A 26,065-nucleotide genomic window follows, 5' to 3' on the forward strand; every position below is an offset into this window, starting at 1 on the left:
GATTAATCCATTTTTTTGACCCGGAAAGTTCCCTCAAACTTTTCGGGTTTTTTGTAAGCTATAATCAGGTCATCACTTGCAGTTAGCCTACTTAAATAAATACTTTTAACTATCTTCGTAATAAATATTAAATAATACATACAATGAGTCTATCTACAGATATAATGAAAGCCCTAAAAGAGGCAATGAAAAGTAAAAATACAGTTGCTTTAACAGCTTTAAGAGCAGTCAAGTCAGCTATATTGTTAGCTCAGACAGAAAGTGGTGCAAAAGAAGAATTAACAGAAGAGCAAGAGCTTAAGATTTTACAAAAGCAAGTAAAACAACGTAAGGACAGTGCAGCTATATTTTTAGAACAAGGACGTGAGGATTTAGCAGCTCCAGAGTTAGCTGAGGCTGAAGTAATTTCTCAATTTTTACCAGAAGCTATGAGTGAGGAAGAGGTTGCTAAAGTTGTTGAAGACGTAATAGCAAAAACAGGAGCAGAAGGTATGAAGGACATGGGTAAAGTCATGGGAATGGTTAGTGGTCAATTAGCTGGAAAGGCAGATGGTAAAACGATATCTACCATAGTTAAGGCTAAGTTGTCTTAAACATAAGTTGGGCCTCGTAGTTCAACTGGATAGAATATCAGATTTCGGCTCTGAGGGTTGGAGGTTCGAATCCTCTCGAGGTCACAGTTTTAATTAAAAACCAATCAGTATTTTAAGTTCTTGAAATAGTGATTGGTTTTTTATTTCTAATAAAAAATAATAATTTAAGTAGCCCTAATATTTAAAAATCACTTTCTTTATTTTAATTTACATTTTATCAATAAACATTTTAAAACCAGATAATAATTAATGCTATTACAAGCTAAGGCAGAATTAGAAGAAAACCCATTGGTCTACAAATATGTCTTAGGGGTAATGTCTGTTTTACTAGTTTGCTTTTTAGTAATAGCTGGCTCTATTTGGCTATTTAAATTAGTGGAAAGTATTTATATTGACTATGTTGCTAGAAAACCATTATTCCGTCATTTTTATTTTAAATTAAATGACTTAACTCCAGGACAAAGACAAATACTAGAAAGTAATTTTAAGTTTTATAAAAGACTTAATTTAAAAGAGCAAAGGTACTTTAGGCATAGGCTTCATAAATTTTTAAATAATACCGAGTTTGTTGGTAAAGAGCATTTAGTAATTAATGATACACATCGTGTTTTGGTTTCTGCTACAGCAGTAATGTTAACTTTTGGCTACAGAGATTATAGCATTGGATTAGTAGACAAAATATTAATTTATCCCACTAGTTTTTACTCTAACTTAGATAAGACTTACCATAAAGGTCATTTTAATCCTGCTTACAGAGCTGTGATATTATCTTGGGAAGATTTTATGATTGGATACAAAATTGAAGACGATAATCTTAATTTAGGAATACACGAATTTATACATGCGTTACACTTAAGTTATTTGCAAACAGAATTTAAAAATGATGTGACTTCGTATTTATTTTTAACAAGTTTAAAGGAACTGCAAGCTTATATTAATGACAATCCTGTTTATAAAAGTAAACTAGTAAATTCAAATTATTTTAGAGCCTACGCTTTTGAAAATAATTTTGAATTTATTGCAGTTGTTGTTGAGTCTTTTATTGAAACACCACAAGATTTTAAAGCGCAATTCCCAGAACTTTACAAAAAGGTTAAGCAAATGCTTAACTTTAATTTTAAAGGCTACTAAAAAGATTTATGCTGACTTTTATCATGTTTATTTAGGTTTATATAGGCTAACTTTATTAATATAATTTAAAAGCCTATAACATGAAAAAAAGAACTCCAGTATCAGACATAATGACTAAAAATGTCATTACCTTAAATACAACTGACGATTTAGAAAAAGCAGAAAACTTATTTAAGCTTCATAATATTAGACATATACCTGTTGTTAGTGGAGAGGCTATAATTGGAATGTTAAGTTATACGGATTTACTTAGAATAAGTTTTGCAGATGCTACAGATGAACAGGATAGTGATGTAGACACAGTAGTATATAATATGTTTACCATTGAGCAAGTTATGGCTAAAAATTTAATAAGTGTGTCTAGTAGTACAACAATAAAAGAGGTTGCAGAGCTACTGTCTAAAAAAGAATTTCATGCATTACCTGTTGTAGATAACAATGTTTTGGTTGGGATTGTTACTACTACAGATTTAATTAATTACTTAATTAATCAGTTTTAGGGTTAATAATAAATAATTAAGTAATTAAAAAGGCTCCATATTATGGAGCCTTTTTTTATATCTATTAACTGTTAGCTAAAGCTTTTAGGTTTTTTATAGCGTCTTTTTGATTTTCGCTTTTAAAAACATGACTACCAGCAACAAAAACATCTGCACCAGCTTCAACTAGTTTTTCAATGTTTTTATCTGTTACACCACCATCAATTTCTATTTTGGTATCAAGACCTTGTTCGTCTATCATTTTTCTAAGTTTTTTTACACGTTGATAAGTAACGTCTTCAAACTTTTGACCTCCAAAACCAGGATTAATGGACATAAGTAAAACCATATAGCATTCTGGAAGTATATCCTCTAAAACAGATACAGGAGTAGTAATATTAAGGACAACACCAGCTTTACAGCCAGCATCTTTAATTTGTCTTAATGTACGATGTAAATGTACAGTAGACTCGTGGTGTACAGTAATAATATCTGCACCTACTTTTGCAAACTCTTCAATATATCGTTCTGGTTTTTCAATCATTAAATGCACATCTAATGGTTTAGTGGCATGTTTTTTAATGGCAGCAATTACTGGCATTCCATAAGATATGTTTGGGACAAAATGACCATCCATAACATCTATATGAAACCAATCGGCATCACTATTGTTAACCATTTCTGTATCGCGCTGTAAGTTGCCAAAATCGGCAGCAAGCATTGAAGGAGCAATTAATTTAGAAGACATTTTTTATAGTTTTGTGTTGTTTGCACAAAGCTAACATTTTTTATTAGTGCTCAGTTAATAGCTCTTCAATTATTTGTAAAAACAAAGGACTGTTTTCTATATTATTTTGTTGCAAACCCGTAACAAATTTTTGTAAACCATAAAGAGCGTCAGTATCCTTAATAACTGCATAACCAATGTCAAAAGATTTAAAATTTAATTGAGCAATGGATTTGTTTAGAAGTTCTAATATATTAGAGTGTCTATGGTCTTTTTTAATTTCTTCATAAACCGTATCAATTATTATAGGGTTTCCTTCTAGTATCTGAAAAAACACATTGTCTCTTTTAACCAAAACACCTGTAATGTTGTGGCTATTATTTTTTAACTGAGTTTGATTAAATAAAGCCTCAAACTCTAGTAAATTTAGGCTAGCATTAGCTTCGCTTTTATAGCAAATGGTTTTAAACATAATTAAATATAGTGATAAAATTTAAATAATAATAATGTTGATATTTTAAATGAATGAACCCGAAGTAATCAGCTTCGGGTTCTTTCATCAATCAAAAAACGAACAGTTATGAATAACTGTTTGTTACCGTAACTTAAGTTTTATCCTAAGTAAGTTTTTAATATTTTACTTCTAGACGTATGTTTTAATCTACGTATAGCTTTTTCTTTAATTTGTCTTACACGCTCTCTAGTAAGGTCAAAAGTCTCACCAATTTCTTCTAAAGTCATTGGGTGTTGGTTACCTAAACCAAAGTATAATCTAATAACATCAGCTTCACGAGGCGTTAGTGTTTCTAAAGCACGTTCAATTTCTGTACGTAAAGATTCATGTAATAATTCACGATCTGGATTTGGTGACTCACCAGAGTTTAATACATCATATAAGTTAGAGTCTTCACCTTCAACTAAAGGTGCATCCATACTTACGTGACGACCAGAATTTTTCATAGACTCCTTAACATCGTTAATAGTCATGTCTAATTCCTTAGCAATTTCTTCTGGACTTGGTGGACGCTCATGCGCTTGTTCCAAGAAAGCAAAAGTTTTATTTATTTTATTAATAGATCCAATCTTATTAAGTGGTAAACGCACAATTCTAGATTGTTCTGCCAATGCTTGTAAAATAGATTGTCTAATCCACCAAACAGCATACGAGATAAATTTAAATCCACGCGTTTCATCAAAACGTTGCGCAGCTTTAATTAATCCCAAGTTACCTTCATTAATTAAATCCGGAAGCGTTAACCCTTGGTTTTGGTATTGCTTAGCTACCGATACTACGAAACGTAAATTAGCTTTTGTCAATTTTTCAAGAGCAACTTGGTCTCCAGCCTTGATACGTTGTGCTAATTCTACCTCTTCGTCTGCGGTAATTAAGTCAACTTTTCCAATTTCTTGTAGATATTTATCTAACGATGCGGTCTCACGGTTGGTAACCTGCTTGGTAATTTTAAGTTGTCTCATCTAAAAAAGTGTGATTATTTTCTTTGTGAATATTTTGCTATCAATAGTTATACGTATGCAATCTACTTTTTGTTACAAAAAATTGTAATTATTTTTTTAGCGTTACCCATTTAAGCTTTTTTGTAAGCTTAAATGCGTCAGGCTGTACGTTATATCTTTTTTGCAAAAAAACAAAAAAGGATGCCACTTCCATCCTTAACGCGCTTACTGTTGCGACTTACTCAAAATCTAATAACTGCGTGGCTGCTACAAGTTGCTTTAAAGCTTCAATTTTACTAAATAGTTTATTAAAAAAGCGGTTCCGTTCTTTTTCTCCAGCGGTATTTAATAATTTACTATTCTGTAACTGCTTTTTCAAAAAGCGTTCAGCTTCTTCACATGTGTGTCTGTCCTCAGTTTTATAATAAGATAGCAAAGTAAAAGGCACATATAACATTTGGTTATTAGGCGTACTTACCAGAACATTGTTATTCATTAAATGTAACTCATTATAATACAGTAAAAAAGGATGGTCTTCCGACGTCAATTTATTAAAAATAGATGTGATTAATTGTTTTAATAAATCACATAGCTGTAACGCAGATTTAGCGCTTACTTGTCCAGCCTGAAAGTAAAAATGTATTTGTTTTAAAGTGCTATTTATAGTTGTAATGTCCCAAACCTCCTGAGTGTTTAAAGTATTGTATAAACTACCTAGTTGCTTTCCTGCTTCAATTAAAGATGGGCTTGGAGCAAAATTATCAAAACTTTTACTGGCTAGTTTAGGGTTTAATAACTTAAGCCAAACATAATATTTAAACTGGCTTAAAGCATCACCATTTAAGTTGTAAAATAACGGTATATCCTTAGCCGAATATAATATGGTACTGTCCTTCTGTTTTAATAAGGGTAATAAAGACTGATAAGAATCTTCAAAATAGTGTTGCAATTCTGTTTCGTTCTCTATTTGCTTCGTTTTTTCAATGGTTACAAACTCATTAGCAGTCGTTTCAAATAACCTGTCTAAAGACACATTGTAATATTTAGCCAATGCAACACTTTCATCTAAAGATAATTTACTTTTTAAGCTAACACGTCTATGTGCAGCATCATAACTAATGTCTAATGCAGTTGCAACAGCGTCTATTACAGAGGTGTTTTTAGGTAATTGCGCTTTTAAATAGGCTAAAAATGTAGTTTGAAACATCATGTAATTTACTGTTAATTTGCAAAAATCACAAAAATTACTTTTACTATTGGCGGATTACCTAAAATTTTATGTGATTATAACAATAATTTTGAATCAAATTTTAAAATTATAATCATGAAAAATTTAATATTTACCATTGTTTTTTTTGGAGGATTACTACTATGTACAGCACAAAAGGATACTATTTACGTGACCAATAGTAATCAATATCATAGTTATATGGACGACTACTTTAAAAGAGTGACGTTTAAAATTGGAGGAGGTGTCATGCTACCTCAAGGTAAACTAAAAAATTATTTTGGAGTCTCTCCATTAATCCAGCTAAGTTTAGACTTTCCTGTTACTAATAAAAAGTCTTTAGAATTAGCTTTACAATTTGTAGTTCCGGATCAAAAACAGTCTTTTAAGTATGTTAGAGCTTTGGATACCATTCAGGCTAAAGCAGCTTTTATGTTTAATCCTATGCTGAAGTTTAAAAAAAACTTAAGTCAAAATGTTAATTCGCAGTTGCATGTTAGTTTTGGTATTGGAGCCTCTATTATTAAGACAGATGCAAGAAATCCATTTTATACAGGAGACAATGATACGGAAGAAAAGTACGAAGTTATTACCGCATTTTTAATGTCGCCAACTTTAGATTATGTCAAAAAATTTAGAAATAACGAAGAGTTAACCTTTAGTCTAGGTTTAAATTATGCACCTTATAAAATTGAAGGTGCAGTTCAAGAAAATGTGGGATCTGTGTATATAACACCTAAAATATTATACAGTTTTTAGTTTGGTATTACATAAAAAATCCGATGATTAAATTCATCGGATTTTTTAAATATTTTTTTTAAACTCTAACTTGGCCATCACCAAATACATAGTATTTATTGGTTACTAATTGTTTTAGTCCCAATGGACCTCTGTGGTGTAATTTGTCTGTGCTTATTGCTAACTCTGCACCAACTCCCATTTGTCCACCATCTGTAAATCTAGTAGAGGCATTATGGTATACAGCAGCACTATCTATATGATTCATAAAATGTAGTGCTTCAGTAGTGTTTTCGGTTATAATAGCTGCAGAATGCTTACCTGAGTGTGTATTAATCATATCTATAGCTTCCTCTAATGTGCTAACTTCACCTATAAGTAGCTTTAGGGCTAAAAACTCTTCCTTCCAAATCGCATCTTCTGTTATTTTTTTAGAGGAATCTAAAACTTTAGAGACGCTATTATCAGATAGTATAGTGACATCGTGTTGTTCTAGCTTTTGCTGCAGCATTTTAAGCTTTAATTGGTATTCCGGAATGTTTTTATTTATTAATACTTTGTCTAAAGCATTGCAACCAGAGATTTTATCTGTTTTTGCATTTACTATTACGTTTACCGCTTTGCTCCAATCGGCTTGTTCTGAGACGTACAAAAAGTTGTTACCTCTACCACTAACTAATACAGCACATGTAGCATGTGTTTTTACAAAATTAATTAAACGTTCTCCACCTCTTGGTACTATTAAGTCTAATGGCTCTGGAGGGTTTTTTAAAAAGGCTTGTGTTTCTTCTCTTTTTAAATGTAAAAGTTTAATCCAATCTTTAGATAGTCCGTTGTCTTCTAACGCTTGATGCCAACACTTCTCTAAAATAAGGTTACTGTTTAACGCTTCTTTACCACCTTTTAATAAAATTTTGTTGTTGGCTTTAAAAGCTAGTACTGCAGCTTCAATGGTGACATCTGGTCTAGATTCGTAAATAATTAATATGGTACCAAAAGGAGCAGTTGTGTTAACAACATTAAGCTGATTTTTAAGGGTCAAATTTGATAGCTCTTGACCAACAGGATCATCTTGACTTAATACTGCTTTAACAGCCTCAATCATATCATTTACTTTTTGATTATTTACAATCAGGCGGTCAAACAATGCTTGATCGTCTTTGTTAAAAGCGTCTAAGTCTTTTTTATTGGCAGCAATAATATGTTCTCTTTCATGGTCTAAAATCTGTATCATTGATTTTAGAACATTATTTTTTATATCTGTATTTAATAGTTTCATTAATTTAAATTTTTAGTTAGGCACAAATAAACTTTGTACCAATTTGTTTATTATCTATAATATCTACCATTACATTTTCGCGTTTACCATTAGCAATATATGTTGGTATATTTTTACGTGCTGTGACTTTTGCTATTCGTAATTTAGAAGCCATACCACCACGACCTTCTCCTTCTTTTTTACCAGAAGCACACACGTATTTTTCTACATTCTGATTAGTTTTAACCTCATGCAATTTAACCGAGTCTTCATGGTCTGGATGACCTGTATACAAACCATTTGTATCTGACAAAATAATTAATCGATCAGCATCAATTAATTCTGCAACTAAACTAGCTAACTCGTCATTATCAGTAAACATGGACATGGTTAATGATACAGCATCATCTTCATTAGCAATAGGTGTTATGCCTTCAGACAACAAACCTTCATAACAATTAATCATATTTTCTCTGTATTTTCCTAAGTCAAAATCACGTTTTGTGGCTAATACTTGAGCGCAACGCATTCCGTAATCATGAAAAATGCTATAATAATGCCTCATCATTCTGGGTTGACCAACAGATGAGTAGACTTGACGTCGTATAGACGAATCTTTAATTTGTGTGTTTCCTAAAATTTCTTTTCCAGCAATAGCAGATCCAGAAGAAACTAATACGACCTTAATACCACGTTCGTACAATACAGCAATTTGTCTAACTAATTCTCTAAGAACTGGTCCTAATATTCTGTTATCTTTATTTGTTAGCACGTTGGTACCAACTTTTACTACCACGCGCTTAATATTATCTTCCATTATTATTTTTCTTTTCCTAATTCAACAGCTCTATCAAATGCAGCATAAGCAGCATCTTGGATAAGTTGTTTTACATTGTTATCTTCCATACTATCAATTGCAGCTTGAGTTGTACCTCCTTTAGAGGCTACTTTGTCAATCCATTTTTCTGGAGATATATCGTTTTGACTAAATAATTCTATTGCACCTTCAAAAGTGTTACTTACTAATACTTTAGAGTCATAGTCCGAAAAGCCCATTTTTAAAGCAGCTTCTAACATGGACTGCATAAAATAAAATACATAAGCAGGACCACTTCCAGAAATTCCGGTTGAGGCATCAATAAAGTTTTCGTTACTAACCTCAATCGATGTTCCTGTGGTATCTAATAAATGTCTTATCATTAAAAGCTCTACTTTTGAAACAGATGCGTCACCAGTATAAGACGTCACACCTTTACCCACCTTAGCTGGTAGGTTAGGCATAGTTCTAATTACTTTTTTTATACCCAAGCCTTTTTGAATGGAGTTTATAGTAACTCCTGCCATTAGAGATACAAAAATTTGCTCTTTATTAACCATACGCTTCATTTCTGTAAATAGGTCGTCACAGTGGTAAGGTTTTACTGCTAAAAAAATAATGTCTGCTTGTGGTAAACAATCTTTTAAAGAGGTGTAAACATTAAATTTTGGTTCTTGTCTTAAGGTTTCAATTTTTTTAGGATCGGTATCAAATATTCTTAATTTGTGTTTATTTAATAATGAAGAATTTATCATTCCTTCAGAATAAGTTAAACCCATGTTTCCGGCTCCTATTACTAATACTTTCATAATTTGTTTTAATTAATAAATTAACTGTCAGTATCATAATAGCCTCAATTACTGTGCGACAGTGCCAAAACGAAAGTTTGATTTAAAGAATTTAGGTTTTTATAAAGATTTGTAGTGATAATTGTGATATTGAAAATTAAAGGAGTAAATAGGTGGCAATATCTAAATTTATAAAATTAAGAAACGGGTTAATTGTGACAGTCTGTCGGTGACAAATTTTGATTTTTGCACCATTCTGAAACAATTAACCCGTTTGAATTAGGGGTGTTTAGTGAATAAATGTTACTTTTTTTCGACTAATCCTCTTGTTAGCCAGCCTCTTCTATTTGCTGTTGCAATTGCGTAAGGTGTAATCCAAAACAATCCAAAGGTGTATAAAATACTATATGAGTATGCCCAAAACCCTTGATAAGTTTTATATTTTTTGGTGAAAAATAATAATGAAAATGTAGATAAAATTAAGATGCTTACTAGAGTAGATCCAAAGAATAACAATGGATGTACCATGACAAAAAATAACATAAAAATTATTAAAGGATAACTCATTATTAGTTTAGAAAATTGACTAAAAAATAATAATCTAGTTCCTAATTTATTACCTTCTCTAAAGTTAGTAAACACATATTTAGCCATTTCTAAATTTTCTCTTACATTGCTTCTTCCCCAACGTATAAACATCTTGTAAAGTCCTAAATATTCTTCAGGTACATTAGTGTAAGCAATAGCATTACTTTGAAATAATACATGGTCGCCTTGTTTTAAAATCATATTGGTCATGGCTCTATCTTCTCCAATATCTGAAGGTTGTCCCATAAAAGTCTGGTTAATCCACTCTGGTAATACTTTAAACACAGCAGTGCTTCTATATGCAGCTAATGCTCCTGGAGTACACAAAACAGAGTTTAAATTACTTTCTGCAGATCGTACAAATTCAAAACTCATAACAAAGCTTACATCAAGCATTTTAGGAAGCATTTTGGATTTGTTATTAAGTACTCTAATGTTTCCAGCTACAGCACCACAATTTTTGTTAGCTACAAATGGACTTACTAAATTTCTTAACGTGTCTTTAGTAACAATAGAGTCGCTATCAACGGTTACAAATATATCACCTGTTCCAAGGTTAAAACCACGATATAAAGCATGACGTTTTCCTTTGTTTTTAGGTTGTTTATAAATTTCTAGTCGGTCTCCTAATTGTTTTTTAGCATCAACCATCCAATCCCAAGTGTCGTCTAAGCTACCATCATCTATTGCTAATAGTTGTAATTTATCTTTTGGGTAGTCGCTTTTATCTAAGCTCATTAATGTATCCCAAACTTGTTTTCCTTCATTGTAAGCTGGTACTATAATAGTACAAGTTGGTAACTCTTGGTCAGTAACTGATGTAACTGGTTTGTATTTAAAATAATTATAGGCTGTATATAAAAAGAATAAAACCTTATATGCAAATAAAGTTGTTGCCACGTAAATAAAAGTAAGCCCAATTTTAGTGCTCATTTGTGACGAGTTAAAAGCGTCAAAATCGTTATGAAATACCGAAAAAAAGTAAACCCCCAAAATAATTAGTAAAAAGGTACTTATTAATACTAATCTGTTTTGTGGGCTTCCAGAAATACCTTTACTGTGAAAAAATCCGTTGATGTTGTTTATTATTTTTTTTCTATTTGATGTAGTTTTAATTGCATTGGTAGTTTTTGTAGCCATAAAATTGTCTGTATTTAAATTATAGTGATATTAGATTTACGCTACAAATTTTGGTTTAGATGTTTTTTAATATTTATTTAAGACAACTTTTTTAATAGGTTTTAGTAATTGTATTTTATCCTTAAATTAAAAGCGCAAAAAAGCCCAAATAGAAAAAAAACTATTTGGGCTATTATACTATAAGTTTAAAAAAGAATTAGTCTTCTTTTTTGTCTTCTCTAGGTTTTCTGTCGTCACGCTTGTTATCGCGTCCACGATTATCTCTACCTCTGTTATCACGTCCACCACGATCATTGTTTTCTCTTGGTGGTCTAGCTACATAACCTTCTGGTTTAGGTAAAATTGCTTTTCTAGATACTTTTTCTTTACGTGTTCTTGGGTCAAGACCAAAATATTTAACGTCAAAAACGTCTCCCATGTTAACAACATCAGTAACATTTTCAGTACGTTCCCATGCTAATTCGCTTACGTGTAATAACACTTCGTTTCCTGGTGCATCCATGTACTCTACAACAGCACCAAAATCTAGCATTTTGATAACTTTTACTTGGTATACTTTACCAACTTCAGGTTTAAATAATATAGCATCAATTTTTGCCATTACAGCATCAATTCCTTTTTTACCAACTCCTAAAATCTCAACAATACCTTCTTCTGTAACAGGATCTTCGTTAATAACGATAGTTGTTTCAGTTTCTTTTTGCATCTCTTGGATTACTTTTCCTCCAGGCCCAATTAAAGCTCCAATAAATGCGTTAGGAATACGTCTTGTCACCATTGTAGGTGCATGTTCCTTAACTTCTTCATTTGGTACTGGAATTGTATCTGTAAGTTTACCTAAGATATGTAAACGTCCATCACGAGCTTGTTTTAGTGCATTTACTAAAATTTCATATGATAAACCTTTTACTTTAATATCCATTTGACAAGCAGTAATACCATCTGCTGTACCTGTAACTTTAAAGTCCATATCACCTAAGTGATCTTCGTCTCCTAAAATATCAGATAATACAGCGTATTTTCCTGTTTCTTGGTCAGAGATTAATCCCATTGCAATTCCAGAAACTGGTTTTTTAAGCTTAACTCCAGCGTCCATAAGTGCCATAGTACCTGCACATACAGTTGCCATAGATGATGATCCGTTAGATTCTAAAACTTCTGATACTACACGTACTGTATAAGGACAGTCTGCTGGTACCATATTTTTTAATGCACGTTGTGCTAAATTACCATGACCAACTTCACGTCTTGAAGTCCCTCTTAAAGGTCTTGCTTCTCCTGTTGAAAAAGGAGGGAAGTTGTAGTGTAGATAAAAACGCTCTTCTCCTTCAAAAGAGGCCATATCTATTTGGTTTGCTTCTCTGGATGTACCTAAAGTAACTGTAGCTAATGCTTGAGTTTCTCCACGAGTAAATATAGACGATCCATGTGTTGATGGTAAGTAGTCTACCTCGCACCAGATTGGTCTAATCTCGTCAGTCTTACGACCATCAAGACGTAATCCTTCATTTAAAGTTAAATTTCTAATAGCAGCTTTTTCTGCTTTAGCATAATATTTAGAGACTAAATCTCCGTAATCTGCTAATTCTTCTTCAGTAAATGTTGCTTTTATCTCTTCTTTAATTTCAGAAAAAGCATTGCTTCTTTCTTTTTTAGATGATCCTGCTTTAGCGACAGCATAAACTTTGTCATACGCCATGTCGTATATTTTCTTAGCTAAATCTTCATCTTCTCTTTCTGGTTCGTACTCACGTGTTTCTTTTTTACCAAAAGCTTCTGCTAATCTTACTTGAGCAGCACATTGTACTTTAATAGCTTCGTGAGCAAATTTGATTGCTTCAGCCATTTCTTCTTCAGAAATTTCTAACATTTCACCTTCAACCATCATTACAGAATCAGCAGAGGCACCAATCATCATATCTAGATCAGACTCTTCTAATTGTGCACGCGTTGGGTTAATGATAAATTCACCATTAATACGTCCAACTCTAGCTTCAGAGATAGGCGTTTCAAATGGTACGTCAGATAATTGGATAGCAGCAGATGCAGCTAATCCAGCCATAGCGTCTGGCATAACGTTGTCGTCATGAGACATTAATTGGATCATCACTTGTGTTTCTGCATGATAATCTTTTGGAAATAATGGACGTAAAACACGGTCAACAAGACGCATAGTTAATACTTCTCCATCACTAGGTCTTGCTTCTCTTTTAAAGAAACCTCCAGGATAACGTCCAGCAGCAGCAAATTTTTCGCGGTAATCTACTGTTAATGGTAAAAAGTCAACGTCACTTTGTTTGTAGTTAGATACTAATGTACATAACAACATGCAGTTTCCTGACTGTACAACAACAGATCCATGTGCCTGTTTTGCTAATTTTCCGGTTTCGATAGAAATAGTTCTACCGTCTCCAAGGTCTATGACCTCTTTAAAAACTTGTGGAATCATAAATTTTTTTAATTCTAATTAAACAATGGTCGTTGTGTTGTGGTAGTAGTAGTTGTGATTGACCAATGAAAAACTGTAATTAGCTTCTTCAATTTTGATTATTATACTCGTTCAAATCGAGTTGTTTGGTATCAAAAAACCACGCTAAAAAGCGTGGTTTTTTATTATGATTATTTTCTTAATCCTAATTCTTTAATAATTGCACGATATCTTAAGATATCTTTTTTAATTAAGTAATCTAGTAAGCTTCTTCTTTTTCCTACTAGTTTTACTAAAGAACGCTCAGTGTTATAATCTTTACGATTTTTCTTTAAGTGCTCAGTTAAGTGGTTGATACGGTAAGTAAATAAAGCAATTTGCCCTTCTGCAGTACCTGTGTCTTTTGAATTTTTACCGTGTTTAGCAAAAATTTCTTCTTTTTCTTTTTGATCTAAATACATTCTAATATTATTATAAATGATTGTTATGTACACGAAAGTTTATCTTTCGAGCCGCAAATATAGTTATTTTTAATGATTTCGTAATTTTTAAAACAAATTCTTCTAAAATTTTTTTAAAAATGCAGTATGGTCTATTTTTAGGTCAATATTACATTACCATGAACAAAGAAAATATAGAAGATTTAAAATCCAATTTTTTGCCTGATGTTTTTAATCATGCATATCATGGGATTGCAATTGTAGGACTTGATGGTAAATGGATAAAAGTTAATAAAAGTATTTGTAACCTTTTAGGTTATACTGAAGCCGAACTTTTAAACTTAACGTTTCAGGATATTACCCATAAAGCAGATTTAGACATTGATTTAGATAAATTAAGTGAATTACTTACTGGTATTTCAGATAGTTACACAATGCTTAAAAGGTATTTTGCTAAAAATGGTAATATTATTTGGGCGCAATTATCTGTGTCTATAGTTAAAAATGAATTAGGAGCACCTAAGTATTTTATATCTCAAATACAGGACGTGACCGATTTAAAGAAAGGTGAGAGTGAAAAGGAGGTGTTTACTGAAGTTATTAAAGAGCAAAATGAAAGGTTATTAAATTTTTCTAGGATAATTTCTCATAATTTAAGCACGCATGCTGGAAACCTTAAAACATTAGCCCAGTTTACTAAGACTGAAGTTCCGGAAATTACAAAAAACGAAAGTTTTATTTATTTAAATGAAGCTATTACTAATTTAAATGAGACCGTAAAACATTTAAAAAATATAGCAGAATCTACTTGGTTTGAAAAAGATGATTTAAAACCTTTAAGTTTAAGTAAGTATATAACAAATGCAATTTATAGTGTTAATGCTTTGGCTGTAAATAATACTTGCGAAATTAAAAATTTAGTGACTGAGGATATTAAAGTTGTAGCTGTTGAGGCCTATTTAGATAGTATTATCCTTAATCTATTAACTAATGCGATTAAATATAGAGATAAAAATAAAAAGTCTGAAGTTGTTTTAAGTGCTCAAGTTAAAGATGGATTTGTAGTTTTAAGTGTTAAAGACAATGGTTTAGGTCTGGATATGGATAAATATGGACACAAAATATTTTCTTTATATCAAACGTTTCATAAAAACAAAAATGCTAGAGGTGTAGGATTGTTTATTACAAAAAGTCAAGTTGAATCCATAGGTGGTAAGATAGAATTTGATAGTCAAGTTAATGTTGGAAGTCAGTTTTTGGTCTATTTTAAAACAGCGTAAACCGATTACCTTTATTAAATATAGATAAAACAATGAGATATAGTGTCGGTTTAATGTTACTAATGATTATGTTAGTAAGTTGTGCAAATCAAAAAAACTTAAGACTAGCTAATTTTAGTAATGATCAGAAGGCATTAATAACTGCTTTTGATGCAGATAAGCCCATGCGTGTTTTTAAAATAAACAATGCTAAAGATTCTGTTTTATTAAGACAGCAAAGTAGTTATGTTAAGCCAGATCCTAATGATATTACTTTGAGGCATTTTACTAAGCGGTTGTTTGCAACTGTTAGAGATAGTTTGTCATTAGGTGTCGGTATTGCTGCACCACAAGTTGGTATATTAAAAAATATTATTTGGGTACAACGTTTTGATAAAGCTGATGCACCTTTTGAGGTTTATCTTAATCCAAGGATTATTAATTACTCTGACCAAAAACAAATACAGAGAGAAGGTTGTTTGTCTATTCCTAATAGAAAAGCAACTTTAAATACCAGATCTAAAGCAATTGTTATTGAATATGATACCATGGAGGGTGAGCATCTAGAAGAAACTATTAGCGATTTTACTTCGGTAATTTTCCAGCATGAAATAGACCATTTAAATGGAATACTATTTCTTGATCATTTAAATCAGGATGTTAATACTACAAATTAATATAAAAAAAACCTTACTAGCATTAGTAAGGTTTTTTTTATATTAATTAAGCTCTTAAAGGCTTATTTGTGATTAAGTCAATATATAGATTAACTCTGTTTTTTAATTCTTTACGATGCGTAATAAAATCTAGAAAACCATGCTCTAATAAAAACTCAGAAGTTTGAAAACCTTCTGGTAATTCTTGACCAGTTGTATCGCGTACAACACGTGGTCCTGCAAAACCAATTAATGCTCCAGGTTCTGCAATATTAATATCTCCTAACATTGCAAAAGATGCTGTTGTACCTCCTGTTGTTGGGTCTGTACATAAAGAGATATATGGTAAACCTGCGTCTGCTAGTTGTCCTAATTTTGCTGATGTTTTAGCAAGTTGCATTAGCGATAATGCTGCTTCCATCATACGTGCACCTCCAGATTTAGAGATAATCATAAATGGTAATTTATTTTTAAGTGCGTAGTCTGCAGCGCGTGCAATTTTTTCTCCTACTACACTTCCCATTGATCCACCAATAAAGGCAAAGTCCATACAAGCAATTACAAGATCGTTTCCTTTAGATTTACCTACTGCGCAACGCACTGCGTCTTTTAGTTTGGTTTTTTCTTCTGCTGCTTTTAAACGGTCTGGATATTTTTTAGTATCCTCAAATTTTAATGGGTCTTTAGAGGTAAGGTTTGCGTCTAGCTCTTTAAACTTATTATCATCAAATAATATTTCAAAGTACTCTTTGCTACCTATTCTTACGTGGTATCCATCTTCTGGACTTACGTAAAAGTTTTTTTCTAGCTCTTTAGAGTCTACTATTTTTCCTGTTGGAGATTTGTACCACAATCCTTTTGGAATGTCTTTTTTCTGTTCGGTTGCGGTAGTAATACCTTTTTCTTTTCTTTTAAACCAAGCCATATTGATTTACTATTTTGGGATTAAGATTAGTAGATGTTTTCTAATAATCTATTTTAATTTTAGTTTTTGTTTGCTTTATACAAGCGTACAAAATTACATTTTTTATTAATCAATCTCAAAAATTGATGTCTCTATCTGTTTTTAATTGTTTTTAGAGGATAAAAAAAATCCGTTTAGTACTGAGGTTAATCAGTTTAAACGGAATTTTATTTTATGTAATTATGTTGGCTGCGTTAGGGATGGAGCAATTGTTGGAGCACATCTTTGATTGCGACTTGCGAGAGCCCGACCCTTGGGTAACGCCAAAATAATTTATAGTGTATTGACGTTGTTTAGGTCTTCAAATGCTTTTTTAAGACGTTCTACAAACGTTACTTCTCCTTTGCGTAACCAAACGCGTGGGTCGTAATATTTTTTGTTAGGAGATTCTGGTCCATCTGGATTACCTATTTGTGATTGTAGGTAGTCTGATTTTTCTGCCATGTAATCTCTTACACCTGACATGAATGCGTATTGCATGTCTGTGTCAATATTCATTTTTATTACTCCGTAACCTATGGCTTCTCTGATTTCTTCTAGGGTAGATCCTGATCCACCATGAAATACAAAGTCAATATGGTTGTGTGGTAAGTTGTGTTTTTGAGATAAAAACTCTTGCGAGTTTTTTAAGATTTTTGGTGTTAATTTTACGTTTCCTGGTTTGTATACGCCATGTACGTTACCAAAAGCTGCTGCGATTGTAAATTGGTCGCTTACTTTGCTAAGCTCCTCATAGGCGTAGGCTACTTCTTCTGGTTGTGTGTATAATTTAGACTCGTCTACATCACTATTGTCTACTCCATCTTCTTCTCCTCCTGTAATACCTAACTCGATTTCTAAAGTCATACCCATTTTGCTCATTCTAGCTAGATATTGTTTACAAATTTCTATGTTTTCTTCAAGTGGTTCTTCACTTAAATCAATCATGTGCGAGCTATATAATGATTTTCCAGTTTCTTTAAAGTGTTGCTCACTAGCATCTAATAAACCGTCTATCCAAGGTAATAGTTTTTTTGCACAGTGGTCTGTATGTAATATTACAGGTACACCATAAGCTTCTGCCATTAGGTGAACGTGTTTAGCACCTGCTATAGATCCTGCTATTGCCGCTTTTTGATTCTCGTTACTTAAGCCTTTTCCTGCGTTAAATTGAGCACCTCCATTTGAGAATTGTATAATTACTGGAGCGTTTAATGCTGCTGCAGTTTCTAGCACACCATTAATAGTGTCTGATCCTATTACGTTTACTGCTGGAAGAGCAAATCCTTTGTCTTTAGCAAGTTTAAAAATTTCTTGAACTTCTTTTCCAGTCGCAACTCCTGGTTTGATATTATGAGCCATTTTAATTTTTTTTAGTTGAATTTGTATAGCTTCAAAAGTAATGAAAATTGGTAGATTTTAAGTCTAAATAAGTATAAAACCACGCAAACGTTTTAGCTAAAGTGCTAATTTATACTAGAAAGGATAGTTGATTCCGATGTTGTAAACTGCATTTGCAAAGTTATAATCATTAAACCATCTGTTACCTATTGGATAGGATGGATCGTAGGTTTTAAAGCCTATGTCACCACGAAGTACAAAAAAGTTAAAGTCATACCTAAGCCCAAATCCAGATCCTACTGCAATATCTTTAAGCGAGTCAAATCCGGATAGTGTAGCTTCGTCTTGCTCTATATCGTCAAAGACATTCCAGATGTTTCCTGTATCAACAAAAATGGCTCCATTAAGTGGTCCAAATAAATTAAATCGTTGTTCTGCACTTACTGCTATTTTTAGGTTGGCTTCATTAAACTCGTTACTAGTTTCTAGGCTTCCAGGTCCTAAGTTATAGGCTGACCAAGCCCTATTGTCATTAGCTCCACCTGCAAAAAAACTTTTAGAAAACGGTATGTTTGTAGAGTTGCCATATGGTATTGCTATTCCAAAAAAGGTACGAAAAGCTAGTACGTTTTTATATCCTAAACTCCAATGTTTGATATAGTCTAATTCTACTTTTGCGTATTGCGAGTAGGCTACGTTAAACATTTCGTATTTTCCGTTTGCATTTTTTTGTAATCCTAAAACTCTAGAGGTTAGTGAAAATAGGTTTCCTGCTAATTCTACCCTTGATTTAAAGATTGAAAAATCTTCATCTGCTAAATTATCTCTTCTGTCTTTTGTAAAACTGAAACTAGTTGCAAAAATAAGGTTGTCTTCAGTTAGCCTTTGTTTTCTTTCATTTATAGCGTTTACTGTGTCTAAATCGTCAGAGGATAATATGGTGTCATATGACCCATTTTCTACTTGATCCAAAAAGTTATCTGCTTGTGTTGGTATACTAAGGTTTTGGTCTGAATTAATAAAACCTGAAGTTTGTGCAATTTCATTTAATGAATCAAATGAATTATCATAAACATTAAAGTAGTTTGCTGTATTAAGGTTTTTTACAAATTGGATATTAAATAAATCTAATTTATTAGTAATGGTGTTATTTGGATACCATCTGTAATTAAATGACCCTGTAAAGGTTTGCTTGTCTAAACCTATGTTAGTTTGACTAGAGGTTGCTACAGTTAACCTTGTACTAGGAAACATGTATTTAGGAATTATCTTTTCTGTATTAAATGGTGAAAATAATCTTGGGATAGTAAGTTTTAAATTTGCTCCAATCTCGTTGATATCAAAAAACTGATCCTTTATATTACTAGCATCTTTTGAAGATCCAATAGATGTAAATCCAGAAATTTCTAATGTCTCTGCCGAGTTAAATACGTTTCTAATTAATAGGCTAGGGTTAATAGAAAAACCAATAGTTTGTATGTTGCTTTGAAGAGCTTCAGCACTAAACTCTAATTCAAACTTTTTTAATGGTGTTAAAAAAATATTTGCTGTTAGTGTCGTGTCTGCATTTTCTACGTAAGTAATATTTGGATATTTAAACGTGCGTAAATCACTAATTTTTCTTGATGTTAATGGTCTGTTTTTATCTTTAAAAACAGTGTTAGGTGTTATAAATATTGAGTTTGTTAATGCTTTGGGTTTGTATTTTAATTCACCAATACTATAAATGTTGTAACCATCGTAATAAGTGGTGTCATTTGTAGATTGATTTCTGTTTTTAAATGAGCTGTTAGTGTAGATGTTTACATCTTTTACTTTAAAGACCTTAAAGGGTTCTCGTCTAGAAATTTCGTCTTCTCTAATTAAACGGTTTTCAATAATAGTTTCAATATTCATTTTATTATTGCCAAAAATGGTGTCACCTTCAAACTCGATATAATCTTGGCTAAAGTGGTATACTCCATTATCACGCATTAATTCAACTATTCTGTCAGCTTCATTATAAACATCATTAATGCGGTATTGTGATCCGGATTTAATTAATGATTCTTCTTTAAACTGGTTGTAGATTTTTTCTACCACTGGAGATTTAATGTTTGAAGAAACCGTGTCAAATTTATAAGCGTTTTTGGTTTCAATAATATAATCTATACTTGCTTTTTTGTCATTACCTTTATTGATTTTATAGTCTGCAGTAGCATTAAACCAACCATTAGTTTTGTAATAATTTTCTATTTTAACTATAGATTTATTAGTCAAGGATGTATCGATTATTACTGGCGCTTCTCCTGTGCGTTTTAGCCAGCTATTAAAGCTTTTTTTAGAGTCTAAGTACTTGTCCAATTGTTTTCTAGATAGTAATTTAGACTTTCTAGCCATTTTTTTTGGATTGCTATAAAACCTAGCGTTTAAAACAGAGTCAATATTAGGTCTAGCACTATTATATATATATAGTTTAAGTGGTATTGTTGTAAAGGGTATAGGTAATCTAGAGTTTGGTTTTTGATACAATAAATTTGATATCGTATCATTTGTTACACTTTCCCCATTAATAGTTATTGTGTTTTTAGTTAATAAATGCTGGTTTTGTGCTACACGTTTTACTGAGTCACATGCATTAAATAACACGGTTATTGCTATTAAAACTATTATTTTAAATTGAATTTTTTTCAAAAGAATACTAAATAATAAGGGTGTTTATTGCTGTTTTGACGCATTACTAATACATCACATTCAAAAATACACTATTTATTGAACAAATAAATTTTAAATAAATAGAAACACGCAAATGCCAACTGCTTTTTTTTCTTTTTCTTTATAAAAAAATATTAAAAGCGTGCTTTCTAAAAATCAAATTAAAAATATAACGCGTTTAAAGCAAAAAAAATATAGGCAACAAGAAGGTTTATTTATTGCTGAAGGCGGAAAAGTAATTAAAGAGTTTTTAAATTCTACTTTTAAACTTGTGGATTTATTTACCACAGAGACTTTTAATGTAGAAAACGAAAGTATTATATCTGAAGCCGATTTAAAAAAAATTAGTTGTTTAACCACTCCAAACACTGCTCTTGCAATTTTTAAAATGCCTGATGCAAAAGCTTTAAAAAACGAAGGTTTAATATTAGCGTTGGACGATATACGTGATCCTGGTAATTTAGGTACAATTATACGACTATGCGATTGGTTTGGAATCAAACAATTAGTTTGCAGTCATAAAACTGTGGATTGTTATAACCCAAAAGTTGTACAAGCAACCATGGGATCTTTAACTAGAGTAAAAATTGTTTACACAGACTTAAGTGCTTATTTAAAAGCAATCAATCTACCAGTTTTTGGTGCTTTTATGGAGGGTAAAAATGTGTACCAAACTAATTTGCCTAAAGCAGGTATTTTAGTTTTAGGAAATGAAGCCAATGGAATATCCTCAATAATTGAAACTTGTGTAACAGACAAAATAAGTATTCCAAGATTTGGAGATCTTCAAGCAACAGAAAGTTTAAATGTAGCTACAGCAGGAGCTATTTTGTTAAGCGAGTTTAGACGTTAAATTATTTAAAACTAAAAATTATTTAGGAGACTAAAGTTTTACTGTACAGTAAAATTAATGAATATACCTCGTGTTTGCATTTGACTAATGTTACTAGTCCAAGGACTATTTATGTCTTTGTCTCTAATAAGTTCGTCCTGCATTGCAAATACACCTCTAATAGATGGTGTAAACTTAAAACGGTCTAAGTAAAAATCAATACCAAAACCAAGTTCAAAAAACTGCATGTTTTTTACCATTCTAAATTCTCCAGCCGAGTTGTCGTCAGGGTTTTTCTCGTTACTAGACAAGTTAATAGCAGTGGATACACCTGCTAAAACAAATGGTTTAAAGTTGTTGACACGCTTAGTTGATATTTTTAATAGTAACGGAAAGTATACATAAGTTGACTTAACTTCGCGTAGTAAATCTGAGTCTGTAATCTCTTCGTCAAAAGTGTCAAAATAATTTTCTGGATACATCAAGTTACGTTGAGATATTACTAAACCAGGCTCAAAACGCACATCAAAATAATCGTTAATACGTACGTTACCTAACAACCCTACATTAAAACCAATGGTGCGTTCCGTTTGTATATCGCCAAGATTATTATTGTAGTCTAATTTAAAATCTAAGTTGTTAAACCCTAAATAATAACCCCAACTTAAAGTTGCTTTATCTACAGTTTCTAGGTTTTTCACTTTTTCTTTAGTAAAAAGCTGCGCTTGAGAAGCTGTCGTTAAAAATAGAGCAAGTAGTAAGGTCGAAATATGTTTTGTGTTCATTATTTTTTAAATGCTTTGTAAATTGTAGCAACACCAAATGTTTGAGGCATGTCTGTAACATTACTAAACCCAATTTTACGTAAAATATTGTTTAAAGCCTCTCCATAAGGAAAAGCATTAGCACTTTCGCTTAAATATTTATAAGCTGTTTTATCCTTAGAAAATAATTTACCAACAGTAGGTAAAATAACTTTAGAATGGAATTGATACCCTTGTTTAAAAGGAAATTTAGTAGGTACAGATGTTTCTAAAATAACAAAAATTCCACCTGGTTTTAATACACGTAAAATATCTTTTAAACCATTTTCTAGGGTTTCAAAGTTGCGGACACCAAAAGCTACAGTTATAGCATCAAAGGTGTTATCGTCAAAAGGCATATTCTCGGAATCACCAATAACCATATCAATTTTTTGATCTAGCTTTTTAGCTTTTATTTTTTGTTTTCCAACGTCTAGCATACCGCTACTTATGTCTAAACCAATAATTTTTTTTGCGCTAGTTTCAGCAAGATTAATAGCTAAATCACCAGTTCCTGTCGCAATATCTAAAATGTTTTCTGGATTAGTAGCTTTTACAATGTCAACTACTTTTTTGCGCCATTTAATATCTATTCCAAAAGAAATTACACGGTTTAAACCATCATATTCACCAGAAATGGTATCAAACATTTTAGTTACCTGTTCTTTCTTTCCTAAGTCGCTATCTTTGTATGGATTTACTTTTATCAAAATCAATTTTTTTACAAAGATAATGCATATATAATAGTCTGTAAAACTTCAAAAGAATAAATAATTGACCCTTAAATCTTTAAATTAATTATCTTTGCACTCCCTTTATTAAAGAAATATGAAAATAATTATTGCTGGAGCTGGTGAAGTAGGATTTCATTTAGCAAAATTATTGTCTTACGAGTCTCAAGAAATTACACTTATTGATACAGATAGAGACAGTTTGTCTTACGCAGATAACCACCTGGATATAAAAGTCTTAAAAGGTGATGCGACATCTATTGCTATTTTAAAAGAAGCCAAAATAGATCGTGCAGATTTATTAATTGGCGTAACAGCATCCGAAACTACAAATATTACTGTCTGTGTATTAGCTAAGCAGTTAGGTGCTAAACGTACTATAGCTAGAATTTCTAACACGGAGTTTATCAAACATAAAGATGAGGTTGGTTTTACCAGATTTGGTATTGACGAGCTGATTTCGCCAGAAAGTTTAGCTGCTGCAGAGATCGAGTTGCTTTTAAATCAATCGGCCTTTAAAGATAGTTATGAGTTTGAGGGTGGAGCACTAACTATGGTTAGTTTAAGTTTAACCAGAACAGCAGGTTTTGTTGGTAAGACAGTAAAAGAAGCTGCCGAGTTATTTTCAGAAATTCATTTTGTGCCAATTGCAATACAACGTTTTGGTACCCAATATACGATTATACCTAGAGGAGATACCGAGTTTAGAGAAGGAGATAATGCAGTGTTTATTACATGTGCTGGTGGAGGAGATGAGTTATGTAAAATGACAGGTAAAACAAATACACCTGTTAAGGATGTCATGATTTTAGGTGGTAGTAAAATTGGTTTTAAAACTTCTAGAGATTTGTCATTAAGTGGATTTAATGTAAAATTAATAGAGAATAATAAAGATATTGCTTTTGATTTAGCAGACGACTTACCTAAAGTTTTAGTCATTAATGGAGATGGTCGTAATGTTGAATTGTTGGAAGAAGAAAATATTAGCGAAATGGATGCTTTTATATCTGTAACTGGTAATTCTGAGACTAATATTATGTCCTGCCTTGTTGCTAAATCTAAGGGTGTTAAAAAGACTATTGCCTTAGTAGAGAATATGGATTACTTTGAGTTATCCCAATCTATTGGTATTGACACGCTAATTAATAAAAAACTTTTAGCTGCCAATAACATTTTTAGATACATACGTAAAGGTGAAGTTATTGCAATGACAAAACTTAACAACATGAATGCCGAGTTGTTAGAGTTTAAGGTTAAACCTACTTCAAAAATTTGCAATAAGTTAATTAAAGATGTTGAATTTCCTAGATCTGCTATTGTTGGTGGTGTTATCAGGAATGGTAAAGGATTGATTGCCTTGGGTAGTTTTAGAATAGAAGAAGGAGATTATATTGTCGTGTGTTGTTTACCACGATCTATTAAAGAAGTAGAAAAACTATTTTTATAATGGGAAAACGATTACGCCTTAACTACAAAATTATATTTTACTTTTTTGGTTTACTATTAGTCTTTAATGGTGGTTTTATTTTATTGTCAGCATTGGTAAGCTTAATTTATCAAGATGGTGTGACTTTACAATTGGTGTCTTCTGGCTTAGGAATTTTAATTTTTGGGCTTTTAGGGATGATTAATCATCGAAACCATAATAAAGAAATGAATAAGCGTGAAGGTTACATTGTTGTAGCTTTTGGGTGGATTGTTATGTCCTTATCTGGTGCAATACCATATTTAGCCACAGGAGCAATTCCTAATTTTACAAACGCTTTTTTTGAAACCATGTCTGGTTTTACAACCACAGGAGCATCCATTTTAAATGATATCGAAATTGTACCTAAAGGGGTTTTGTTTTGGAGGAGTTTAACCCATTGGATTGGAGGTATGGGTATTATTGTTTTAGCAGTTGCCATATTACCATTACTGGGAATTGGAGGTATGCAGTTATTTGCAGCTGAAGCACCTGGACCTAGTGCTGATAAATTACATCCTAGAATTACAGATACCGCAAAGCGTTTGTGGTTAATCTATTTTGGTTATACTGCTGCCGAAACTATTTTGCTTCAAGTAGCAGGAATGAGCTTTTTTGATGCCATAAACCACTCCATGTGTACGTTGTCTACTGGTGGTTTTTCTACTAAAAATGCAAGTGTAGCCTATTGGAATAATCAACCAATTATACAATATATTATTATCGCTTTTATGTTTTTAGCAGGTTCAAACTTTGTACTAAGTTACTTTGCTTTTAAAGGTAAAGTTCAAAAAGTAATACATGATGAAGAGTTTAAATTGTACTTTAAATTTGTTGCTATATTTACAGTAATTGCTGCGTTAATCATTTATTTTAGAGCAGATTTAACAGTGTCTTCAATAGATCATCCAATGGTTTGGGGTAAAGGCGAAAGTGCTTTTAGACACGCATTGTTCCAAGTATTATCTGTAATTACTACTACAGGATTTGTCACAGCAGACTATACCTTGTGGACACCATTTTTGGTAGTATTTTTCTTTGGGCTAATGTTTTTAGGTGGCTCTGCAGGAAGTACAGCAGGAGGTGTAAAAGTTGTGCGTCATTTAGTATTAATTAAAAATGGATTTTTAGAGTTTAAACGTACACTGCATCCTAATGCTATTTTACCAGTACGATATAATAAAAGAGCTATATCAGGAGATATTGTATTTAATATTCTAGGCTTTTTTATTTTATACATGATTGCTTTTATAATTGGTGCCTTAGGTTTTTCTATGATGGGTATAAATTTTGAATCCTCGATTGGGATTGCAGCTTCAAGCCTAGGAAACGTAGGTCCTGCTTTAGGTCAATTTGGACCAGTAAATAATTATGCAGCATTACCAGCTATTGGTAAATGGTGGTGTAGTTTTTTAATGTTAATTGGTCGTTTAGAGTTGTTTACTGTATTGATTTTATTGACGCCTTTTTTCTGGAGAAATAGATAGTTTTCAAAATAGTATTGGTATTTTATTTGTTGTACTGTAACATT

24 protein-coding genes and 1 tRNA gene are annotated in these 26,065 nt (G+C 31.9%); 10 read left to right on the top strand and 15 right to left on the bottom strand.

The annotated features are described in order from the left end of the window. Positions 1-143 precede the first annotated feature (143 nt). From M890_RS0114930 to M890_RS0114945, 4 genes are all read left to right on the top strand, one after another. Complete coding sequence (locus M890_RS0114930; RefSeq protein ID WP_028284289.1) at positions 144-593, top strand: GatB/YqeY domain-containing protein; 450 nt, start codon at positions 144-146, stop codon at positions 591-593. Between the two features lie 10 nt (positions 594-603). Then, positions 604-677, top strand: a tRNA-Arg gene (locus M890_RS0114935). A gap of 165 nt (positions 678-842) precedes the next feature. Continuing rightward, on the top strand, positions 843-1,724 hold the full coding sequence (locus M890_RS0114940; RefSeq protein WP_036597730.1) for a zinc-dependent peptidase: 882 nt from the start codon (positions 843-845) through the stop codon (positions 1,722-1,724). Between the two features lie 80 nt (positions 1,725-1,804). Continuing rightward, positions 1,805-2,224, top strand: coding sequence for a CBS domain-containing protein (locus M890_RS0114945; protein ID WP_028284291.1), 420 nt, complete (start codon positions 1,805-1,807; stop codon positions 2,222-2,224). Between the two features lie 64 nt (positions 2,225-2,288). Here the strand turns inward: M890_RS0114945 and rpe are convergent, their stop codons facing one another. The 4 genes from rpe to M890_RS0114970 form a co-directional block, all read right to left on the bottom strand. Further along, positions 2,289-2,951: a ribulose-phosphate 3-epimerase gene (gene rpe / locus M890_RS0114950; RefSeq protein ID WP_028284292.1), complete on the bottom strand. Its 663-nt coding sequence runs from the start codon at positions 2,949-2,951 to the stop codon at positions 2,289-2,291. Between the two features lie 43 nt (positions 2,952-2,994). Further along, a complete protein-coding gene (locus M890_RS16560) occupies positions 2,995-3,402 on the bottom strand; it encodes a BLUF domain-containing protein (protein WP_051437563.1) in 408 nt (135 codons plus the stop codon). A 140-nt stretch (positions 3,403-3,542) separates the two neighbouring features. Continuing rightward, entirely contained in the window at positions 3,543-4,406 is an 864-nt protein-coding gene (locus tag M890_RS0114960; RefSeq protein WP_028284293.1) for a sigma-70 family RNA polymerase sigma factor, read from the bottom strand. 217 nt (positions 4,407-4,623) lie between these two features. Beyond that, the gene (locus M890_RS0114970) at positions 4,624-5,595 is read right to left on the bottom strand and encodes a hypothetical protein (RefSeq protein ID WP_224740615.1); all 972 of its coding nucleotides are present in this window, start codon (positions 5,593-5,595) and stop codon (positions 4,624-4,626) included. Between the two features lie 114 nt (positions 5,596-5,709). Here M890_RS0114970 and M890_RS0114975 point away from each other — a divergent pair, with 114 nt between their 5' ends. Then, a complete protein-coding gene (locus M890_RS0114975) occupies positions 5,710-6,372 on the top strand; it encodes a hypothetical protein (RefSeq protein ID WP_028284295.1) in 663 nt (220 codons plus the stop codon). Between the two features lie 58 nt (positions 6,373-6,430). Here M890_RS0114975 and M890_RS0114980 read toward each other — a convergent pair whose 3' ends face one another. The 6 genes from M890_RS0114980 to rpsO all read right to left on the bottom strand — a co-directional run bounded on the left by M890_RS0114980 (position 6,431) and on the right by rpsO (position 13,831). Continuing rightward, positions 6,431-7,630 (bottom strand): glutamate-5-semialdehyde dehydrogenase, encoded by a 1,200-nt coding sequence (locus M890_RS0114980; RefSeq protein WP_028284296.1) that lies wholly within the window; start codon positions 7,628-7,630, stop codon positions 6,431-6,433. Between the two features lie 16 nt (positions 7,631-7,646). Further along, positions 7,647-8,426, bottom strand: a complete 780-nt coding sequence (gene proB / locus M890_RS0114985; protein ID WP_028284297.1) for a glutamate 5-kinase — start codon at positions 8,424-8,426, stop codon at positions 7,647-7,649. 2 nt (positions 8,427-8,428) lie between these two features. After that, complete coding sequence (proC, locus tag M890_RS0114990) at positions 8,429-9,235, bottom strand: pyrroline-5-carboxylate reductase (RefSeq protein WP_028284298.1); 807 nt, start codon at positions 9,233-9,235, stop codon at positions 8,429-8,431. Positions 9,236-9,517: 282 nt separating this feature from the next. Next, positions 9,518-10,942: a glycosyltransferase family 2 protein gene (locus M890_RS0114995; protein WP_028284299.1), complete on the bottom strand. Its 1,425-nt coding sequence runs from the start codon at positions 10,940-10,942 to the stop codon at positions 9,518-9,520. Positions 10,943-11,138: 196 nt separating this feature from the next. Next, positions 11,139-13,391 (bottom strand): polyribonucleotide nucleotidyltransferase, encoded by a 2,253-nt coding sequence (locus M890_RS0115000; RefSeq protein ID WP_028284300.1) that lies wholly within the window; start codon positions 13,389-13,391, stop codon positions 11,139-11,141. 170 nt (positions 13,392-13,561) lie between these two features. After that, a complete protein-coding gene (rpsO, locus tag M890_RS0115005) occupies positions 13,562-13,831 on the bottom strand; it encodes a 30S ribosomal protein S15 (protein WP_028284301.1) in 270 nt (89 codons plus the stop codon). Between the two features lie 119 nt (positions 13,832-13,950). Here rpsO and M890_RS0115010 point away from each other — a divergent pair, with 119 nt between their 5' ends. Both M890_RS0115010 and def read left to right on the top strand, forming a co-directional pair. After that, positions 13,951-15,090: a sensor histidine kinase gene (locus tag M890_RS0115010; RefSeq protein ID WP_232219163.1), complete on the top strand. Its 1,140-nt coding sequence runs from the start codon at positions 13,951-13,953 to the stop codon at positions 15,088-15,090. A 32-nt stretch (positions 15,091-15,122) separates the two neighbouring features. Continuing rightward, entirely contained in the window at positions 15,123-15,746 is a 624-nt protein-coding gene (def, locus tag M890_RS0115015) for a peptide deformylase (RefSeq protein WP_036597734.1), read from the top strand. A gap of 46 nt (positions 15,747-15,792) precedes the next feature. Here the strand turns inward: def and accD are convergent, their stop codons facing one another. From accD to tamL, 3 genes are all read right to left on the bottom strand, one after another. Further along, positions 15,793-16,650, bottom strand: a complete 858-nt coding sequence (accD, locus tag M890_RS0115020; protein WP_028284304.1) for an acetyl-CoA carboxylase, carboxyltransferase subunit beta — start codon at positions 16,648-16,650, stop codon at positions 15,793-15,795. Between the two features lie 312 nt (positions 16,651-16,962). Further along, a complete protein-coding gene (gene fbaA / locus M890_RS0115025; RefSeq protein WP_028284305.1) occupies positions 16,963-18,030 on the bottom strand; it encodes a class II fructose-bisphosphate aldolase in 1,068 nt (355 codons plus the stop codon). A 114-nt stretch (positions 18,031-18,144) separates the two neighbouring features. Then, complete coding sequence (gene tamL / locus M890_RS0115030; RefSeq protein WP_028284306.1) at positions 18,145-20,682, bottom strand: translocation and assembly module lipoprotein TamL; 2,538 nt, start codon at positions 20,680-20,682, stop codon at positions 18,145-18,147. 163 nt (positions 20,683-20,845) lie between these two features. On the opposite strand from tamL, the gene M890_RS0115035 reads away from it, so the two are divergent. Further along, positions 20,846-21,556: a TrmH family RNA methyltransferase gene (locus tag M890_RS0115035; RefSeq protein WP_028284307.1), complete on the top strand. Its 711-nt coding sequence runs from the start codon at positions 20,846-20,848 to the stop codon at positions 21,554-21,556. Between the two features lie 38 nt (positions 21,557-21,594). On the opposite strand, the gene porT is transcribed toward M890_RS0115035, so the two are convergent. Then, a complete protein-coding gene (gene porT, locus M890_RS0115040; RefSeq protein ID WP_036597737.1) occupies positions 21,595-22,320 on the bottom strand; it encodes a type IX secretion/gliding motility protein PorT/SprT in 726 nt (241 codons plus the stop codon). Then, a complete protein-coding gene (gene ubiE / locus M890_RS0115045; RefSeq protein WP_028284309.1) occupies positions 22,320-23,048 on the bottom strand; it encodes a bifunctional demethylmenaquinone methyltransferase/2-methoxy-6-polyprenyl-1,4-benzoquinol methylase UbiE in 729 nt (242 codons plus the stop codon). The genes porT and ubiE overlap by 1 nt, the downstream gene beginning before the upstream one ends. A 118-nt stretch (positions 23,049-23,166) precedes the next feature. Between ubiE and trkA the strand changes: the two genes are divergently transcribed. Together trkA and M890_RS0115055 are read left to right on the top strand one after the other, a co-directional pair. Continuing rightward, the gene (gene trkA, locus M890_RS0115050) at positions 23,167-24,516 is read left to right on the top strand and encodes a Trk system potassium transporter TrkA (protein ID WP_028284310.1); all 1,350 of its coding nucleotides are present in this window, start codon (positions 23,167-23,169) and stop codon (positions 24,514-24,516) included. Further along, positions 24,516-26,021 (top strand): TrkH family potassium uptake protein, encoded by a 1,506-nt coding sequence (locus M890_RS0115055; protein WP_028284311.1) that lies wholly within the window; start codon positions 24,516-24,518, stop codon positions 26,019-26,021. The genes trkA and M890_RS0115055 overlap by 1 nt, the downstream gene beginning before the upstream one ends. Positions 26,022-26,065: the final 44 nt, after the last annotated feature.

It is taken from the genome of Olleya marilimosa CAM030 (genome assembly GCF_000518485.1).
GTDB classification, from domain to species: Bacteria; Bacteroidota; Bacteroidia; order Flavobacteriales; family Flavobacteriaceae; genus Olleya; species Olleya marilimosa.

What these genes read in the sequence shown, in the direction of transcription:
- M890_RS0114930 (WP_028284289.1), top strand. Translation starts at nt 144, where the DNA reads ATGAGTCTATCTACAGATATAATGAAAGCCCTAAAAGAGGCAATGAAA.
- M890_RS0114940 (WP_036597730.1), top strand. Translation starts at nt 843, where the DNA reads ATGCTATTACAAGCTAAGGCAGAATTAGAAGAAAACCCATTGGTCTAC.
- M890_RS0114945 (WP_028284291.1), top strand. Translation starts at nt 1,805, where the DNA reads ATGAAAAAAAGAACTCCAGTATCAGACATAATGACTAAAAATGTCATT.
- rpe (WP_028284292.1), bottom strand. Translation starts at nt 2,951, where the DNA reads ATGTCTTCTAAATTAATTGCTCCTTCAATGCTTGCTGCCGATTTTGGC.
- M890_RS16560 (WP_051437563.1), bottom strand. Translation starts at nt 3,402, where the DNA reads ATGTTTAAAACCATTTGCTATAAAAGCGAAGCTAATGCTAGCCTAAAT.
- M890_RS0114960 (WP_028284293.1), bottom strand. Translation starts at nt 4,406, where the DNA reads ATGAGACAACTTAAAATTACCAAGCAGGTTACCAACCGTGAGACCGCA.
- M890_RS0114970 (WP_224740615.1), bottom strand. Translation starts at nt 5,595, where the DNA reads ATGATGTTTCAAACTACATTTTTAGCCTATTTAAAAGCGCAATTACCT.
- M890_RS0114975 (WP_028284295.1), top strand. Translation starts at nt 5,710, where the DNA reads ATGAAAAATTTAATATTTACCATTGTTTTTTTTGGAGGATTACTACTA.
- M890_RS0114980 (WP_028284296.1), bottom strand. Translation starts at nt 7,630, where the DNA reads ATGAAACTATTAAATACAGATATAAAAAATAATGTTCTAAAATCAATG.
- proB (WP_028284297.1), bottom strand. Translation starts at nt 8,426, where the DNA reads ATGGAAGATAATATTAAGCGCGTGGTAGTAAAAGTTGGTACCAACGTG.
- proC (WP_028284298.1), bottom strand. Translation starts at nt 9,235, where the DNA reads ATGAAAGTATTAGTAATAGGAGCCGGAAACATGGGTTTAACTTATTCT.
- M890_RS0114995 (WP_028284299.1), bottom strand. Translation starts at nt 10,942, where the DNA reads ATGGCTACAAAAACTACCAATGCAATTAAAACTACATCAAATAGAAAA.
- M890_RS0115000 (WP_028284300.1), bottom strand. Translation starts at nt 13,391, where the DNA reads ATGATTCCACAAGTTTTTAAAGAGGTCATAGACCTTGGAGACGGTAGA.
- rpsO (WP_028284301.1), bottom strand. Translation starts at nt 13,831, where the DNA reads ATGTATTTAGATCAAAAAGAAAAAGAAGAAATTTTTGCTAAACACGGT.
- M890_RS0115010 (WP_232219163.1), top strand. Translation starts at nt 13,951, where the DNA reads ATGCAGTATGGTCTATTTTTAGGTCAATATTACATTACCATGAACAAA.
- def (WP_036597734.1), top strand. Translation starts at nt 15,123, where the DNA reads ATGAGATATAGTGTCGGTTTAATGTTACTAATGATTATGTTAGTAAGT.
- accD (WP_028284304.1), bottom strand. Translation starts at nt 16,650, where the DNA reads ATGGCTTGGTTTAAAAGAAAAGAAAAAGGTATTACTACCGCAACCGAA.
- fbaA (WP_028284305.1), bottom strand. Translation starts at nt 18,030, where the DNA reads ATGGCTCATAATATCAAACCAGGAGTTGCGACTGGAAAAGAAGTTCAA.
- porT (WP_036597737.1), bottom strand. Translation starts at nt 22,320, where the DNA reads ATGAACACAAAACATATTTCGACCTTACTACTTGCTCTATTTTTAACG.
- trkA (WP_028284310.1), top strand. Translation starts at nt 23,167, where the DNA reads ATGAAAATAATTATTGCTGGAGCTGGTGAAGTAGGATTTCATTTAGCA.
- M890_RS0115055 (WP_028284311.1), top strand. Translation starts at nt 24,516, where the DNA reads ATGGGAAAACGATTACGCCTTAACTACAAAATTATATTTTACTTTTTT.